This window comes from Arthrobacter sp. BG5 (assembly GCF_056680155.1).
Genome location: NZ_CM155268.1, coordinates 179576 through 196474 on the forward strand (window position 1 = coordinate 179576; position 16899 = coordinate 196474).

14 protein-coding genes are annotated in these 16899 nt (G+C 68.7%); 7 read left to right on the top strand and 7 right to left on the bottom strand.

Features of this window, described 5'->3' with window-relative positions; translation table 11 throughout:
- The first annotated feature begins 64 nt into the window (after positions 1-64).
- The 3 genes from AC1MBE_RS00835 to AC1MBE_RS00845 are packed head-to-tail and all read left to right on the top strand — an operon-like array spanning position 65 to position 3424.
- Positions 65-1657, top strand: a complete 1593-nt coding sequence (locus tag AC1MBE_RS00835; protein ID WP_479780155.1) for a circularly permuted type 2 ATP-grasp protein — start codon at positions 65-67, stop codon at positions 1655-1657.
- Positions 1650-2576: an alpha-E domain-containing protein gene (locus tag AC1MBE_RS00840; protein ID WP_479780157.1), complete on the top strand. Its 927-nt coding sequence runs from the start codon at positions 1650-1652 to the stop codon at positions 2574-2576. Before AC1MBE_RS00835 ends, AC1MBE_RS00840 begins: the two co-directional genes overlap by 8 nt.
- Positions 2573-3424, top strand: coding sequence for a transglutaminase family protein (locus AC1MBE_RS00845; protein ID WP_346958113.1), 852 nt, complete (start codon positions 2573-2575; stop codon positions 3422-3424). The genes AC1MBE_RS00840 and AC1MBE_RS00845 overlap by 4 nt, the downstream gene beginning before the upstream one ends.
- A 52-nt stretch (positions 3425-3476) precedes the next feature.
- On the opposite strand, the gene AC1MBE_RS00850 is transcribed toward AC1MBE_RS00845, so the two are convergent.
- Complete coding sequence (locus AC1MBE_RS00850) at positions 3477-3962, bottom strand: pyridoxamine 5'-phosphate oxidase family protein (protein ID WP_346958112.1); 486 nt, start codon at positions 3960-3962, stop codon at positions 3477-3479.
- A gap of 161 nt (positions 3963-4123) precedes the next feature.
- On the opposite strand from AC1MBE_RS00850, the gene AC1MBE_RS00855 reads away from it, so the two are divergent.
- Entirely contained in the window at positions 4124-5821 is a 1698-nt protein-coding gene (locus tag AC1MBE_RS00855) for a GAF domain-containing sensor histidine kinase (protein WP_479782708.1), read from the top strand.
- A 22-nt stretch (positions 5822-5843) separates the two neighbouring features.
- Here AC1MBE_RS00855 and AC1MBE_RS00860 read toward each other — a convergent pair whose 3' ends face one another.
- The gene (locus AC1MBE_RS00860; RefSeq protein WP_479780159.1) at positions 5844-6566 is read right to left on the bottom strand and encodes a response regulator; all 723 of its coding nucleotides are present in this window, start codon (positions 6564-6566) and stop codon (positions 5844-5846) included.
- Positions 6567-6928: 362 nt separating this feature from the next.
- Here AC1MBE_RS00860 and AC1MBE_RS00865 point away from each other — a divergent pair, with 362 nt between their 5' ends.
- Positions 6929-7372 (top strand): universal stress protein, encoded by a 444-nt coding sequence (locus AC1MBE_RS00865; protein WP_479780161.1) that lies wholly within the window; start codon positions 6929-6931, stop codon positions 7370-7372.
- Between the two features lie 51 nt (positions 7373-7423).
- On the opposite strand, the gene AC1MBE_RS00870 is transcribed toward AC1MBE_RS00865, so the two are convergent.
- The 3 genes from AC1MBE_RS00870 to glgC form a co-directional block, all read right to left on the bottom strand.
- Positions 7424-7891 (bottom strand): pyridoxamine 5'-phosphate oxidase family protein, encoded by a 468-nt coding sequence (locus AC1MBE_RS00870; RefSeq protein ID WP_479780163.1) that lies wholly within the window; start codon positions 7889-7891, stop codon positions 7424-7426.
- A 103-nt stretch (positions 7892-7994) separates the two neighbouring features.
- Positions 7995-9533 (bottom strand): SDR family NAD(P)-dependent oxidoreductase, encoded by a 1539-nt coding sequence (locus tag AC1MBE_RS00875; protein ID WP_479780165.1) that lies wholly within the window; start codon positions 9531-9533, stop codon positions 7995-7997.
- A gap of 113 nt (positions 9534-9646) precedes the next feature.
- Positions 9647-11065, bottom strand: a complete 1419-nt coding sequence (gene glgC / locus AC1MBE_RS00880; RefSeq protein ID WP_479780166.1) for a glucose-1-phosphate adenylyltransferase — start codon at positions 11063-11065, stop codon at positions 9647-9649.
- A gap of 101 nt (positions 11066-11166) precedes the next feature.
- Here glgC and glgA point away from each other — a divergent pair, with 101 nt between their 5' ends.
- Complete coding sequence (gene glgA, locus AC1MBE_RS00885) at positions 11167-12366, top strand: glycogen synthase (protein ID WP_479780168.1); 1200 nt, start codon at positions 11167-11169, stop codon at positions 12364-12366.
- 96 nt (positions 12367-12462) lie between these two features.
- Here glgA and AC1MBE_RS00890 read toward each other — a convergent pair whose 3' ends face one another.
- Both AC1MBE_RS00890 and AC1MBE_RS00895 read right to left on the bottom strand, forming a co-directional pair.
- Positions 12463-14637: an acyl-CoA dehydrogenase family protein gene (locus AC1MBE_RS00890; protein WP_479780170.1), complete on the bottom strand. Its 2175-nt coding sequence runs from the start codon at positions 14635-14637 to the stop codon at positions 12463-12465.
- 111 nt (positions 14638-14748) lie between these two features.
- Positions 14749-15459, bottom strand: coding sequence for a TetR family transcriptional regulator (locus tag AC1MBE_RS00895; RefSeq protein WP_479780172.1), 711 nt, complete (start codon positions 15457-15459; stop codon positions 14749-14751).
- A gap of 62 nt (positions 15460-15521) precedes the next feature.
- Between AC1MBE_RS00895 and AC1MBE_RS00900 the strand changes: the two genes are divergently transcribed.
- On the top strand, positions 15522-16895 hold the full coding sequence (locus tag AC1MBE_RS00900; protein WP_479780174.1) for an acetyl-CoA C-acetyltransferase: 1374 nt from the start codon (positions 15522-15524) through the stop codon (positions 16893-16895).
- Positions 16896-16899 lie beyond the last annotated feature (4 nt).

Genomic DNA, 16899 nt, shown 5'->3' on the forward strand with positions numbered 1-16899 from the left:
CGCAACACGCCCCGCGGCATACGCGGAAATGATTTCGTAACGAAAAGGTGGTTGGCTAGTGGGCATGTCTGACCTTTTCCAGGATTACTCCGAGGCCGCCGGCCGCAGCGGCGCCTACGACGAGATGTTCACCCCGGACCAGCAGGCCCGGCGCTCCTACGGGCAGGTGGCAGGGGCGCTGCAGGAGCTCTCGCTGGCCGACGTCACCGCCCGCGCCGACTCCATGGCCCGGACCTTCCTGGACCGCGGCGTGACCTTCGACTTCGCGGGGGAGGAGCGGCCCTTCCCGCTGGACATCGTGCCCCGGGTGATCCCGGCCGATGAGTGGACCGTCCTGGAACGCGGCGTAGCCCAGCGTGTCCGTGCCCTCGAAGCGTTCCTCAACGACGTATACGACAAGATGACGGTGGTCTCCGACGGCGTCATTCCGCGGCAGCTGGTGACCACCAGCGCGCACTTCCACCGCCAGGTCCACGGCTTCGAACCGGCCGGCGGCGTCCGTGTCCACATTTCCGGCATCGACGTGGTCCGCGACGCGGCGGGAACGTTCCGGGTGCTCGAAGACAACGTCCGGGTCCCCTCCGGTGTCAGTTACGTCCTGGAGAACCGCCGCGCCATGGCCAAGGGCCTGCCGGAGGCGTTCGGCCAGCAGCTCATCCGCCCGGTGGAGGAATACCCGCGCCGGCTGCTGTCGGCGCTGCGCAAAACGGCGCCGTCCGGCGTCGACGATCCCACCGTGGTGGTCCTGACCCCCGGCGTGTTCAACAGCGCCTATTTCGAGCACACCCTGCTGGCCGGCCTGATGGGCGTCGAACTGGTCGAGGGCCGCGACCTGATCTGCCGCGGCAACCGGGTCTACATGCGCACCACCGCCGGTGAACAGCGTGTGGACGTGATCTACAAGCGGATCGATGACGAGTTCCTGGACCCGCTGCAGTTCCGTTCCGACTCCATGCTGGGCTGCCCGGGGCTGGTCAACGCGGCCCGCGCCGGCGGCGTCACGATCGCCAACGCGGTGGGCAACGGCGTCGCGGACGACAAGCTGGTCTACAGCTACGTGCCGGACCTGATCCGGTATTACCTCAGCGAGGAACCCGTGATCGCCAACGTGGACACCTTCCGGCTCGAAGAGAAGGAAGCCCGCGAGCATGTGCTGGACCGGCTCGACGAGCTGGTGGTCAAGCCGGTGGACGGCTCCGGCGGCAAGGGCCTCGTGATCGGCCCCGACGCGTCCAAGGACGAGCTCGAGGCCCTGCGCAAACGCATCATCGCCGACCCCCGCGGCTGGATCGCGCAGCCGGTGCTGCAGCTCTCCACCGTGCCCACCCTCAGCGGCGACAAGTTCGGCCCGCGGCACGTGGACCTGCGGCCCTTCGCGGTGAACGACGGCGACGACGTCTGGGTCCTGCCCGGCGGCCTCACCCGGGTGGCGCTCAAAGAGGGGTCCCTGATCGTGAACTCCAGCCAGGGCGGCGGCTCCAAGGACACCTGGGTGCTGGCGGATTCCCCGCAGGTCCCGGTCGAGGTCATCCCGCGGCCGGCCATCGCGGTCCGCGAGCGGGTGTCGGTCTGGCCGGTGGAGAGCAACTGGCGCGACAGCCAGAAGGAACAGCAACAGCAGCAGTCCGACGCGCAGGAGGTAGCCGCGAATGCTTAGCCGTATCGCCGAGTCACTGTTTTGGATCGGCCGTTATGTGGAACGCGCCGACGGCACCGCCCGCATCCTGGACGTCCACCTGGAACGGCTCAACCACCTGCCGATAGAGGAACAGCGCAGCGTCGCGCAGGAGCTCCTCGCCGTGATGGGCGCCCGGCCGCAGTCCGAGGACTTCGGCCTTGATGAGCTGCTGCACGCCCTGGCCTACGACAAGCACAGCGCCACCTCGATCGCCGGGTCCCTCGGCGCCGCGCGGGAGAACGCCCGGCGCGCCAGAGAAACCGTGTCCTCCGGGCTCTGGGAAAGCCTGAACACCACCTATTACGGGCTGAACCAGCACCGCAAGGACGTGGTGGGCACGTACCGCTTCTGCAACTGGGTACTGGAACGCACCGCCATGGTCAGCGGCCTCGCGGACACCACGGTCAGCCACGACGAAAGCTGGCTGTTCCTGGTGCTGGGCCGTTCGCTGGAGCGCGCCGACATGACCGCGCGGATGCTCTCCACCCGGGACGTGCTCTCGGCTGGCATGTCCTGGGTGAACATGCTCCGCTGCGCCGGTGCGTATGAGTCGTTCCTGCGGACCCGGCGCGCCGCCTTCGGCGACCAGCACGCGGCCGAGTTCCTGCTGCTGGACCGGCTGTTCCCGCGGTCCATCGTCTACGCGCTGCGCGACGCCGACGACTGCCTCGCCAAACTGGACCCGTCGGCCCAGCGGGTCGGGTTCATCAACGACGCCCGCCGGATCGTGGGCCAGGCCCGGACGTTCCTGGAGTTCCACCGCACCGATGACCTGATGTCCGAACTGCCCGAACACATGGAGCGTGTGCAGAAGGCCGTGTCGCAGGCCTCGGACGCCATTTCCCGTAAGTACTTCAATCAGGCAGACGAACTGGCCTGGGTGGGAGAAGTTTCATGACCCGGCTCAGCATCACCCACAAGACCGCGTACAAGTACAACAAGCGGGTCACGCTCTCGTACAACGAGGCACGGATGACGCCGCTGACGGACCCGCAGCAGGTGGTGCTGGAGTCCTCGATGAAGGTCTCGCCGTCGCAGGCGGCGCTCAGCAGCTACCGCGACTACTGGGGCACCCGCGTGACGGCGTTCGACATGCAGATGCCGCACGACCACCTCGAGGTCCTCTCCACCACCACGGTGGAGGTCCACCGCGTGGAGCGGATCCCGGCCGAGGCGGACATTGTGGGCTGGGACGTACTCGCCGCGCCGGAGACGCTAAACCAGTTCAGCGACTGGATCCCGCAGTCGCAGCTGACCGGCCCGGGCGCCGAGGTCCTCGCGATCGTCCCCGGCGTCGTCGAGGGACGCAACCCGCATGAGGCGGCCATGGCCGTCTTCGAATGGATGCGCGGCGAGATGAGCTACATGAAAGGCTCCACCGGCGTCACCACGAACGCCGAAGAGGCGTGGAACCAGCGCCAGGGCGTCTGCCAGGACCTCGCGCACCTGGCCATCGGGGCGCTGCGCAGCTGCGGAATCCCGGCCCGGTACGTCTCCGGCTACCTGCACCCGCGTTCGACGGCGGAGCTCGGCGAGACGGTCGCCGGGCAGTCCCATGCGTGGCTGGAGTGGTGGGACGGCGAGTGGCGCAGCTGGGATCCGACCAACCACAAGCCGGCCGGGGACTTCCACGTGACCGTGGCTCGCGGCCGGGACTACCGCGACGTACCGCCGCTGAAGGGCATCCTGTCCGGCGGCGGAGGCTCCGCGCTGGCCGTGACGGTGGAGATCACCCGGCTGGCCTGAAATCCGCCCCCAGCCGCATCCGACGTGGCTGGGGGTTGTTCGGGCTGGGGGGTTATTCGAAACCGGAGCGGGTCGCGTCATCCAGCGGCGTCCACCAGGTCAGCGGGGGCACAATCTTGAAACGCCGACCGGTGACGGAGTCCGGCGTGATCCGGACGAAGTGCTCCTTCTTGCCCGCCTGCCAGGGGAACAGCAGCAGGCCCACGGTGTCCAGGACCTCCTCCTGATTCTTCACCGCGGCGGCCTGGCCTTTGATGACCACGCTCCAGGCGATGCCGCTGTCCGCGTCCACGCCGTCGGCCTCGACGGCCACCGGGGTGTCTCCGGTGGCGGCCTGCAGCTTGGTGCCTTCCGCGGTGCGGAACACGAGGGTTCCGTGGTCCACCTTGTAGTTGATCGGGAAGATGTCTGGGTGGTCGTCCACCCAGACGGCCATCCGGCCCACCGTGACGCTGCGCAACAGCCTCCAGCACTCGTGGTTCTCCAGGTTTTCGACGTCGTGGGGCTGGCCGGCGGCAGCTTTCGGATCAGTGCTCATGGCGCCGAGCCTACGTCAGCCCGCGGCGGTGGGGCTAGGGCATAACGGCCCGGCGGCGTAACAAACCTCAGCCCGTTTTAGGTCCCCGCGCTGCGGATGGGGGTATTCTGGCAACACGTCATCGGCGCGGATGTACGTCGTGAGAATTGGGGCCAATGAAGATGCATTCACCTGGTAACAGCCCGGACATCGTCTCCTCCGGCAACCCCCGGATCGAGGACCTGCTCAAGGACTTTGTCTCCCGCGCCGGAGAGCTGCTCCAGTCCCAGGAGCGCATGGCCGGCCTGCTCGAAGCGGTCGTCGCCGTGGCCGAGGACCTCAGTTTGGACGCCGTGCTGGAACGTGTGGTGCAGTCCGCGTGCCGACTCTTGCATGCCCGCTACGGCGCCCTCGGCGTGATCGGCGACGACCATGCGCTCAGCCACTTCATCACCGTCGGAATCGACGGCAAACTCGCCCGGCAGATCGGCCCGCTGCCCACCGGGCACGGGGTGCTGGGCCTGCTGATCAGCGATCCCAGGCCGCTTCGGCTCCACGACCTGCGCAAACATCCGGAGGCCTACGGTTTCCCGGAGCACCATCCGCCCATGCAGTCCTTCCTCGGCGTCCCGGTCCGGGTCCGGGACACCGTGTTCGGCAACCTTTACCTGACCGAGAAGGAAGGCGGCGGGGACTTCACCGCGGAAGATGAGGCGCTTGCGGTGGCGCTGGCCGCCGCCGCCGGCGTCGCGATCGAGAACGCGAAACTTTACGACGACTCCCGGCGCCGTGCCCGTTGGCTGGAAGCGTGCATGGACGTGTCCGGGCTGATGCTCGGCAGCGACCGGGACTACACCTCGGGCGGCCTCGATCCCATCGCGGCCCGGGCGCTGCAGGAGTCCGACTCCCAGTTGGCCCTGATTGTGGCCCCGGATGTGTCCGGCCCCGGTTACATCGTGGCCGGTGCCGCGGGGGAGCGGGCGAAGAACTTCGCCGGCAAATCCCTGACCCTTGACGCACCCGAGCTGCAGGACGTGCTTAACGGCGGCGAACCGGTCATTTTCGAGCACACAGACGGGATGCTGGAGGGCACCGACGGCGGCTGCCTGGGCCCGCTGCTGGCGGTCGCCCTCAGCACCCAGGGCGCGCACCACGGGCTGCTGCTGCTGGCCCGCAAACAGGAATCGCTGCGCTACGCCCGTACCGACGTCGAGATGGGGGCCGTCTTCGGCTCGCATGTGGCCCTGGCTCTGGAACTAGCCCGGGTGCACCGGCTCCGCGAGGAACTGCTGGTCTTCACGGACCGCGACCGGATCGCCCGGGACCTGCACGACTTGGTCATCCAGCGCTTGTTTGCCGCCGGGCTGAGCGTCCAGAGCCTGACCCGGTTCACCAAGGACGAACTCGCAACGGAGCGTATCCGCAACGTCACCGGCGAACTGGACGAGGCGATCCGCAGCCTGCGGGACACCATCTACTCGCTCAAGAGCAGCAGCGGGGAGACCGAACTGCTCAGCGGCAGGATCCGGCGCGTGACCCGCAGTTCGGCCAAATCCATGCCCTTCACGCCCCGGCTCACGCTGACCGGGCCGGTGGACGCGGTCACGCCGGACAAGGCGGACAACGTGGTGGCGGTGGTCTCGGAAGGGCTGAGCAACGCCATCCGGCATTCCGGCGCGGATGCCATCTCGGTCTCCGTCGCCGTCATCAAGGGCCAGGTCACGGTGGTCATCACGGACAACGGCTCCGGGTTCAACGACAGCCAGGAACGCAACGGCCTGGCCAACCTGGAAGACCGGGCACGGATGCTGGACGGCCAGTGCACCATCACGACGGCGCCGGACGCCGGCACCAGCGTTGAATGGTCCGTCCCGCTCTAGCCGGGGCTGTCCGCCGGAGCCGTCAGCGCACGCTGTGCTGCCGGGCAGCGTCCGGCGTACCCGCCGGGGCGCCGGCCGGGCTGGCGATGAAGACCGCCGCCTGGGTCCGGCGTTCAAAGCCCAGTTTGGCCAGCAGGGACGAGACGTAGTTTTTGACGGTCTTTTCGGCCAGGAACATCTCGGCCGCGATCTGGCGGTTCGTCAGCCCGCCGCCGACCAGCTCCAGCACCCTGCGCTCCTGCGGCGTGAGGGCCGCGGTGCGCGGATCAACCTCCTCGGTTTCCACCAGGCTCTCAACGATCCCGGCAGCGACGCCGTCCTCGAAGAGGGACTCGCCGGCCGCGGCGCGGCGCAGCGCACCGATCAGGTCGGTGCCGCCGATCTCCTTCAGGACGTAACCGGAGGCGCCGGCGAGGACGGCACCGCGCAGGGCCTGCTCGTCGTCGAAACTGGTGAGGATGATGCAGTTCAGTGAGGGATCGATGGAGCGCACGTCCCGGCAGACCTCGATTCCGGTGCCGTCGGGCAGCCGGGCGTCCAGGACACAGACATCCGGGTGCAGCGCCGGGATCCGGCGGGTCGCCTCCACCGCAGATCCGGAGCTGCCGACGACGAGGAAGCCCTCGCCCTCCAGCAGCTCCTGCAGGCCGCGGCGGACCAGCTCGTGGTCGTCGAGGATGAACACACGGATCACAGCCGGGTGTCCCTCGGCTGCAGTGAGACCGGCATCTGCCCAGGCAATCATGTTTCTCCCGTCAGGGCGCCGTTGCTGCCGCACTTCCCGCGGAGCTCCCCAGCTCGCGTCGCAGGTACGCAACAGACTTCGCCCGTCCATCTTGTGCGGAACCCTGGCCGCTGGTTCCTGAATTGTGGTGGAGTCGTACCTTCCATTGTGACCTCCAGAGGCCCTCAATGGTCGCGGGGCCCGATTATTTCTTCGGCCCGCACAGCCAGTCTCCGGCCGGCCGCCGGTCCGGGGCAAGGGCCGTTCGGCCCACGGCGGCCCGCGCGCCCCCTCGGGGCCGTGACTTTCGGCCCTAGCCCGGCTGCGGGGGCGGCGGAATCCTTGGAGCTACGCGCCGCGGGGGCGCGACGAAGGGACCAGTCATGAGCGAGGCTACGGGCATCCGGACCATCCTGGTCGGCGTCGACGGATCGGACGCCTCGGTGGAGGCCCTGCGCCAGGCCCAGGGCCTGGCGCTTCCGTTGTCCGCCAACATCGTGGCGCTGGCCTGCTGGGACGTGCCGCCGGTGTACGACGGCTACGTGGCCATGGGGATCAATGACTTTGACGTCCGCGCCGGCGAGATCCTGCAGGAAACCGTGGTGAAGGCCTTCGGTGACACCCTTCCTGCCAACGTGGAAATCCGGCTGGTCCAGGGTCATCCGCGCCGGATGCTGCTGGAGGAGAGCCGCAACGCGGACCTGCTGGTGCTGGGCCGGCGCGGGCATGGCGGTTTCGGCGGCTTGCTGCTCGGCTCGGTGAGCTCCGCCCTGGTGGCCCACGCGCACTGCCCCGTCCTGGTGGTCCACGCGCCGGAAAAGCGTTAGCCGGGCCGGGCACCGGGGCCGATGAGCCCCGGCACCGCTCAAAGTCCGGGACTACTCAAAAGAAGCCCGGCGCGGGTCCGCGAGCCGCGTGTGCCACACATCCGGGTTGTTGACCTTGAAACGGCGCCCGGTGAGGGCCTTCGGCGCCAGCCGCACGTAGTAGTTCTTTTCACCGGGCTGCCACGGCTCCAGGAGCAGTTCGTCCACCGCGTCCTTGTCCGCCTGGTCTTCGATCAGCTCGGCCTCGCCGCGGGCGACGACGCTCCAGGCCGTCTGCTCGTGGGTGTCGTACCCGTCGATTTCAAACGCCACCGGCTTGGCCGTGATGGCGCCCCAGAGCTTTGTCCCGCCGGCGGTGCGGAAGACGATCGAGCGGCGCTGCAGGACAAAATTCACCGGGAAGACCTCCGGATGACCGTCCACGATCAGGGCAATCCGCCCGACCACTTCGCTGTCGAGCAGGACCCAGCACTGGTCGATGGACAGCTGGAAATTTGGCGGTGGCGTCGTCGTATTCACAGCTCCACGTTACGGACAGCCCTTGGGGCCGATTAGGGCCATAAGGCCCGTGGCGCCGCCGCGGCGGCGCTGCTAGGCCACCGCCCGGCGCGGCGGCCCGGGTCTACCAGGGGCTGGGCTTGTAATCCTTGAGGAACACGCCGTACTGGTCCTCGCCCGACTCGCCCATAACGATCGGGTCGTAGACCCGCGCCGCGCCGTCGACAAGGTCCAGCGGGGCGTGGAAGCCTTCCTCCATCAGCCTCACCTTTGTGTAGTGCGGACGTTCGTCGGTGATCCAGCCGGTGTCGACGGCGGTCATCAGGATGCCGTCGGAGTCCAGCATTTCCTTGGCGGACGTACGCGTCATCATGTTCAGCGCGGCCTTGGCCATGTTGGTGTGCGGGTGCCCGGGGCCTTTGTAGGCGCGGGAGAACTGGCCCTCCATGGCGCTGACGTTCACGATGTACTTACGCCGTGCCGTGGAGCGCTTCATCGCCCCGCGCAGCCGGCTGACCAGCAGGAAGGGCGCGGTGACGTTGCAGAGCTGTACTTCGAGCATCTCCAGCGGATCCACCTCATCCACCACCTGGGTCCAGCTGTTGATGCTGGCGAGGTCCGGGACCAGGCCGCCGGCGTCGATCGCGGTGCCGGCGGCGATCCGTTCCAGTGAGGCGGAGCCGGTGGAGAGCGCCAGCGAGGTGATGGCGTCGCCGGCCAGTACCGGGTGCTCAAGGACCGTGCTGGCCAGGGCGAGCGGGTGCTTGTCGTGGGCGTGGCCGAAGGTGACCAGTTCGGGGCCGCCGTTGGCCGCCTGCAGCTCCGCCGGCAGCGGCTCGTCCTCGGCGTCGACGAGCGGCTTGTAGGCGTTGCCCGAGCGCCGGACCGTCTGGGCCGCGTTGTTGATGATGATGTCCAGCGGACCGGCGGCGTCGAGGGAGTCCGTCAGCGCCATCACCTGCGAGGGATCGCGCAGGTCGATGCCCACGATCCGCAGCCGGTGCAGCCAGTCGGCGCTGTCCTCCATCGCGGCGAAGCGCCGGGCGGCGTCCTTCGGGAAGCGGGTGGTGATGGTGGTGTGGGCGCCGTCGCGGAGCAGCCGCAGGGCGATGTACATGCCGATCTTGGCCCGGCCGCCGGTCAGCAGGGCGCGCCGGCCGCTCAGGTCGGTCCGCGCATCGCGCTTGCTGTGGCTGAAGAGGGCGCATTCGGGGCAGAGCTGGTGGTAGAAGGCGTCCACCTGGGTGTAGTGCTGCTTGCAGATGTAGCAGGGCCGCGACCGGATCAGGTGCCCGGCGACCTCGCCGGTGGCCGAGGGCGCCAGCTTGTTCCCGCGCGTCTCGTCGTCGATCCGGTCCGGGGCCGCCGTCGCGGTCTGGGCGATCACGGCGCGGTCCGCCTCGGCGATGAGGTCCCGCTTCGTGGTCCGGCGGTGCCGCTTGACCGCCTTGAACATTTTCCCGGTCGCACGGCGGATCGAGACGTAGTCCGGGTGCTCCTCGTCGTAGACGTGGATGCTGTTGAGCACCTTGAGGCAGGCCGCGATCTCGGCGGGGGTCAGGTTAGCCTGCGTCGCTTGGGCCTGGACGGGGTCAGCGGCCGTCGGTGCAGCGGCCGCCGACTCATCACCGGCCGGTACGGGGGGCAGATCGGAGGAGCTCATTGGCCTAATTTTACAGCCCGGCCGGGGTCCGGCCGGACATCAGCCGCGGCAGGGGCCGGGGCCGGGTACCGCCTGGCGGCACCCGGCCCCGGAGGCCTGCCCAGTGCGCCTGCTCAGTACGCCTTCGTCGAGGACTTCCCCGGAGGCTCGACGCCGACGGCGGCGGCGTGCACCTCGCCGACCTTTTCCACGGACTCGCGCCCGGCCGGCCAGTTTTCGGTGGCCGTCTTCACGGCATCCGGCACCAGGTACAGGTTGGCCGCGGACAGGGAGCGTTCGGCGTCGCCGGGTTCGGGCACCTCCTGGCCCTTGGACAGGACAGTGATGCCGGAGTCGGTGACCTTGAAGCCGCGGGCCCGGTCCAGTTCGGGGTCCAGGCCGATCGCGGCGCCCGCGGGGATCCGGACGTTCTTGTCCACGATGGCGCGCTTGATCACGGCGCCCGCGCCAACCTGGACCTTGTCCATCAGCACCGAGTCGAGGACGCGGCTAGCCGTGCCGACGTAGACGTCGTTGGAGAGTACGGAGCCCTCGACGATGCCGCCGGAGATCACGACGCCGCTGGCCACGATCGAATCCAGCGCGGTGCCCACGGTGCCGCCCTCGCCGCGGACGAACTTCGCCGGCGGGGAGATGCTCTGGCGGGTGTAGATCGGCCATTCCGAGTTGTACAGGTTGAACACCGGCACGGGGGAGATCAGGTCCATGTGGGCGTCGTAGAACGAATCGATGGTGCCGACGTCGCGCCAGTAGGTGCGGTCGCGTTCGGTGGAGCCGGGGATGTCGTTGAGGGTGAAGTCGTAGACCCCGGCCTCGCCCTGGTCGACGAAGTAGGGAATGATGTCCCCGCCCATGTCGTGCTTGGTGTCGAGCCGCTCGGCGTCGACGTGCAGCGCCTCCACGAGGGCGTCGGCGTTGAAGACGTAGTTGCCCATGGACGCCAGGAACTGGCTGGGGTCCGCGGCGAGTCCCGGCGTCGAGGAGGGCTTCTCCACGAAGGCCGCGATCTTTTCCGGATTCTCCTGGTCCACCTCGATCACACCGAACTGGTCGGCCATGTGCAGGGGCTGGCGCACGGCGGCGACCGTTGCCTTGGCGCCGCTGGCGACATGCTGGGCGACCATCTGCGCGAAATCCATGCGGTACACGTGGTCCGCGCCGACCACAACGACGATGTCCGGGTTGGCGTCGTGGATCAGGTTCAGGGACTGGTAGATGGCGTTGGCGCTGCCCAGGAACCAGCTCTTGCCGACACGCTGCTGGGCAGGCACGGAGGCGATGTAATTGCCGAGCTGCGTGGACATGCGCCAGGTTTCGGAAATGTGCCGGTCGAGGCTGTGGGATTTGTATTGCGTCAGGACGACAATCTGCAAATACCGGGAATTCACCAGGTTCGAAAGTGCAAAATCAATGAGCCGGTAACTTCCGGCAAACGGAACGGCCGGTTTGGCCCGGTCGGCCGTCAACGGCATTAGCCGATTTCCCTCGCCACCTGCGAGGACAATGGCCAAGACTTTCTTCTGCTGCGGCATGTGATCGCTCCTGAACGCCTTCGTTGCTCCCCAAAACCGTCCGGTGTGCCCGGACCTCTTCACACTAGAACAGATCAGCCGGAAGGACTACCTTGGGGTTTGTGCGTATAGACATTGTGACCAAGGAATTCCCGCCCGAAATCTATGGGGGCGCCGGCGTCCACGTGGCCGAACTCAGCCGGGTGCTGGCCCGGAGGGTGGATCTGCAGGTGCGGGCCTTCGGGGCGCCGCGGCCTCCGGAGTACCACGGGGCAACCGTAACGTCCTACGCCGTGCCGGGGGATCTGGCCGGCGCCAACGCGGCGGTGCAGACCCTCGGCGTGGACCTGCGGATCGTTCCGGACATCGCCGGCGCGGACCTCGTGCACTCGCACACCTGGTACGCCAACATGGCCGGGCATATTGCCTCGCTGCTGCACGGCATCCCGCACGTGCTCAGCGCGCACAGCCTGGAGCCGCTGCGGCCCTGGAAAGCGGAGCAGCTCGGCGGCGGCTACGCCCTCTCCTCCTGGGTGGAGAAGACCGCCTATGAGTCCGCCGCCGCAATCATCGCCGTGTCCGAAGGCATGCGGCAGGACATCCTGCGCAGCTACCCCGAGGTGGACCCGGCCAAGGTCCGCGTGGTCCACAACGGCATCGACGTCAGCCTCTGGAACCGTGACGAGAACGACGACGTGATCCACGCCCTGGGCATTGATCCGGAGCGGCCCAGCGTCGTCTTCGTGGGCCGCAACACCCGGCAGAAGGGCGTCCCGTACCTGCTGCGGGCCGCTGCTAAGCTGCCCGCCGAGGTCCAGCTGGTGCTGTGCCTGGGCGCCGCGGACACGCCGGAACTCGCCGCGGAGACGGCCCGGCTGATCGAGGAACTGCAGGGCCAGCGCAGCGGCGTGATCCTTGTGGAGCGGATGCTGCCGCGCAACGAACTCGTCCAGGTGCTCAGCCATGCCACCGCGTTCGCCTGCCCGTCCATCTATGAGCCGCTCGGGATCGTGAACCTGGAGGCCATGGCCTGCGGCGCCGCGGTGGTGGCCAGCGCCACCGGCGGCATCCCCGAGGTAGTCCAGCACGGCGAGACCGGCCTGCTCGTGCAGCTTGAGCAGGTCACCGACGGCACCGGCACCCCGCTGGATCCGGAGAAGTTCGTCACCGAGTTCGCGGCGGCCCTGACCGAGGTGGTCTCCGATCCGGCCCGCGCCCGCGCGATGGGCCAGGCCGGCCGCCGCCGGGCCGAGGAGCACTTCTCCTGGGAGTCCATCACTGAAACCACCCTTGAGGTCTACCGCTCGGTCCTCCCGCAGTAGCAGCGCCTGCACTGAAAGACCGCAGCAACGACGACGGCGCCGCCCCGGCCAAGGGGCGGTGCCGTCGTCGTGCGGTGCTGTTGGTTAGCCGCGCTGCTATTTAGAGCGCTGCGCCTTGCCTGAACCGGACTTTCCGGCCTGGGCCTTGCCCTCCCGCGCAGTGCGGGCCAGCAGGATCTTCTCATCCAGCGGCGCCTGGCCGCTGGCGCGCTGCTGCCGGAAGAATTCCCGGGCCTCGTCCTGGCGGGTCCTTTCCGCCCCGGTGGCGATCGCGGCGCGGAGGTGATCCGGGCCGAAGCCGAAGGCGTCCACCAGGTCCAGGGCATGCGGGCGGAGCTTGACGAGCAGCCGGTTGATGTACTCGCCCACGGTGCGGGCACGCTGCATCGAGAGCCGGCCGTTCATCAGGTACCAGGACAGGTTCTTCTCGATCAGGGACAGGCCGAACAGGTCGCGCAGCCAGGTCAGGACAGCCTTGGTGCCGGGATCCGCGACGTTGCCCAGCGCCTCGGTGAAGGCCTCCCACTGCAGCAGCTCGGCGTGTGCCTGGGCCGCCTCGATGAGCTCGTTCTGGTGGCTGTTGAACAGCGCCGCGGCCTGCTGCTGCGGAAGCTTGTTCGCGCCCTTAAGCGCGGAACCGACCTCGGCGACCATGGCCTGGACCCGCTCGGTCAGCAGGGCCCGCTGGCCCGCCTCGTCCTTGATGGCGCTGGCGGCTTTCTGGACCGAACCGGAGTCCGCCATAAACTGGGCGACGCCGCGCAGCCCGGTCCGGTGGATGGCCGCGCCGGTGGCCTGGCCTACGACGTAGCGGGCCAACACGCCAAAGTCGACGTTCCGGAATTCCTTGGCGTAGTCGGCCAGCAGGCGCTTCGCGACCAGCTGCAGCAGCACGGTGTTGTCGCCTTCGAAGGTGGCGTAGACGTCCAGGTCGGCGCGCAGTGAGGCGAACCGGTTCTCGATCAGGAAGCCCGCGCCGCCGCAGGCTTCACGGCACTCCTGCAGGGTGTCCAGGGCGTGCCAGGTGCTGAGGGGTTTCAGCGCGGCGGCCAGGGTTTCGAGGTCCTGGCGGTCCTCGTCGGTGTCGTTCCGGCCGGAGAACACGTCGTCGAACTTCTGCAGCAGCTGCTCGCTGGCGAAGCTCGCCGCATAGGTGGTGGCAAGCCGGGTGAACAGCCGGCGCTGGTGCCGCTGGTAGTCCAGCAGCACCTCCTCGTCCGTGGCGGAGGAGGCGTTGAACTGGCGGCGTTCGGAGGCGTACTGGATGGCGGTCTTGAGGGCCAGTTTCGACGCGGTCACGGCGGCGCCGTCCAGCGACACCCGGCCCTGGACCAGGGTGCCCAGCATGGTGAAGAAGCGCCGGCCCGGGCTGGCGATCGGTGAGCTGTAGGTGCCGTCGGCGTCGACGTTGCCGTAGCGGTTGAGCAGGTTCGTCCGCGGGATGCGCACCTGGGTGAAGTGCAGCCGGCCGTTGTCGATGCCGTTCAGGCCGCCCTTGACGCCGTCGTCCTCGCCGCCGATGCCGGGGAGGAATTCCTTGGTCTCCGGGTCGCGCAGGTCCATGTAGAAGGCGTGCACGCCGTGGTTGACGCCGTTGGTCACCAGCTGGGCAAAGACGACGGCGGCGAGGCCGTCGGTGGCCGCGTTGCCGATGTAGTCCTTCCAGGCTGCGCGGAACGGCGTGTGCACCACGAATTCGCCGGTGGCCGGGTCATAGGTGGCGGTGGTGGCGATGCTGGCGACGTCCGAGCCGTGGCCGGTCTCGGTCATCGCGAAGCAGCCGGGGATGTCCAGGCTCATGATGCCCGGCAGCCACTTCGTGTGGTGTTCCTCGGTGCCGAGGTGGTTCACGGCGGAGCCGAAGAGGCCCCACTGCACGCCCGCCTTGATCTGCAGCGAGGGGTCGGCGATGACGAGTTCCTGGAAGCCGGCCACGTTGCCGCCGTGCTCGTCCGCGCCGCCGACTTCCGCCGGGAAGGCGCGGTGCACGGCACCGTTGTCCACCAGGATCTTCAGTTGGCCGAAGACCCGCTGCCGGTGTTCGGTGTGGGTCAGCCCTTCGGTTTTGTGCAGTTCCGGCCGGCCGGCCAGCTCCCGGGCCTGCCGGCGGACCGCGGCCCACTTGCCCAGCAGCTGCTCGCCGAGCGCGTCGACGTCGATGGCGGGGGTTCCGGCTGCATGGGTTCCGGCGGCGGAGGCGGCCGGCGAGGTCCTGGGTGCGGTGGCCGGGGGAGTGGGGCGGCCCGCGGCGCGGTCGGCTAGTTCAGTCATGTCGATTCCTTCGTTGGCACTGACATTGCGGTTTCCGGCAACTTGCGGTGCTGGCAATTTGCCGCTCTGGCGATTGGTGGTTAGCAGTAAGAGGTTTAGTCAGTTGGTGGCCTAGGGCCCGGTGTCCGGTGCGGGGACCGGCGGGTCCTGCAGTTCGGGCGCGATGCCGAAACAGAGCCAGTCGGTGATCTGGCGGGCCATTGCTTCCTGGCCCGGCTTGGCCGGGGAGGCCGGGCTGGCCAGCCACTGTTCGCCCGCGTTCCGGACCAGGCCGATCGCGGCGTTGGGCCAGTAGCCGATCACGGCTTGCTTGCCCGGAACGGCGCGCAGCTGGTTCCGCATGGGCAGGGCGATCATCTCGCTGATCGCAGCGAAGAAATGGCCCAGCGCGCCGGCCGCGGCGAGGGAACCGGAGTGGCTCTCGGCGTCGCCGGGTGCGTAACGGGTGACAAAGGTGTAGACGTTCGGGCTGGTCTCGGCCATCTGCAGGTAGGCCGACACCATGGCGTACAGCCCTTCGCGAGGGGTCTGGGCGGCCTGGGCGGCTTCCTGGATGCGCCGCTGCATCTGGTTCAGCACCACCTCGCCCACGGCCTGCTGGAGGCCGGCCTTGTCGCCGAAGTAGCGGTAGAAGACGGACTTGGACGTCCCGGCCGCCGCGGCGATGTCCTCCATCGAGGCTTCGCTTCCCAGCGCGTGCACCGCCTTGCGCGCGGACTTGATCAGTTCGCGGCGCCGCTCCTCGCGGTGGGACTGCCAGCGGGAGGCGCGGCCGTCGACGGGGCCGCCCGAAGTGGGGGGTTCAGCCTGGAGGATGTTCACGATACCCAGCGTATCAGGTACGCTGGGTATCAGTAATCCGCTTTGATCAAAGGAGACAGCACATGCCTGAAAACGGAACGTCCACAACCGGACCGAAGGACAGCACGGCGCCGGCCGCCGCAGCAGCAGCCGCGGCCCCGCAGCTCCGCAAGGCCGTGGTGGTCGGCGGCAACCGCATCCCCTTTGCCCGGACCGGCGGCGCCTACACCAAGTCCTCCAACCAGGACATGCTCACCGCTGCCCTGGACGGCCTCATTGCCCGGTTCGGGCTGCAGGATGAGCGGATCGGTGAGGTTGCCGCCGGCGCCGTCCTGAAGCATTCCCGCGACTTCAACCTCACCCGCGAGGCTGTGCTCGGCTCGGCGCTGTCCGCCGAGACCCCCGCGTACGACCTGCAGCAGGCCTGCGCCACCGGCCTTGAGACCCTGCTGGGCCTGGCCAACAAGATCAAACTGGGCCAGATCGAATCCGCCATTGCCGGCGGCGTCGACTCCGCCTCGGACGCCCCGATTGCCGTCAGCGAGGGGCTGCGCGAAGTCCTGCTGGACCTGAGCCGCGCCAAGACCCTGCCGCAGCGGCTGCAGGTGCTCAGCCGGCTCCGGCCCAAGGACCTGGCACCGGACGCCCCGAACACCGGCGAGCCCCGGACCGGACTGTCCATGGGGGAGCACCAGGCGCTCACCACCGCCCAGTGGAAGATCACCCGGGAGGCCCAGGACGAATTGGCCTACAACAGCCACCGCAACCTGGCCGCGGCCTACGACGCCGGTTTCTTCGATGACCTCCTCACCCCGTACCGCGGGCTCAGCAAGGACTCCAACCTGCGCCCCGACACCACGCTCGAGAAGCTCGCGGGCCTGAAACCGGTCTTCGGCAAGAACCTCGGAGCTGAAGCCACCATGACGGCCGGCAACTCCACCCCGCTCACCGACGGCGCCTCCACCGTGCTGCTCGCCACCGAGGAATGGGCCGACGCGCACGACCTGCCGAAACTGGCCACCGTCCTCGACGGCGAGGCCGCCGCCGTCGACTTCGTCCACGGCAAGGACGGGTTGCTGATGGCGCCGGCGTTCGCCGTCCCGCGCCTGCTGGCCCGCCACGGCCTGGGCTTCGGGGACATCGACTTCTTCGAAATCCATGAGGCCTTCGCCGGCACCGTGCTGAGCACCCTGGCCGCGTGGGAGGACGAGGAATTCTGCCGCACCCGGCTCGGCCTGGAGGGCGCCCTGGGCAGCATCGACCGCGCCAAGCTCAACGTCAACGGCTCCTCTCTCGCCGCGGGCCACCCGTTCGCCGCCACCGGCGGCCGGATCGTCGCCTCGCTGGCGAAGATGCTGCACGCCAAGGGGCAGGTCGGCGGCCGGCCGGCACGCGGACTGATCTCCATCTGCGCCGCCGGCGGCCAGGGCGTCGTCGCTATTCTCGAAGCACACTAGGGGA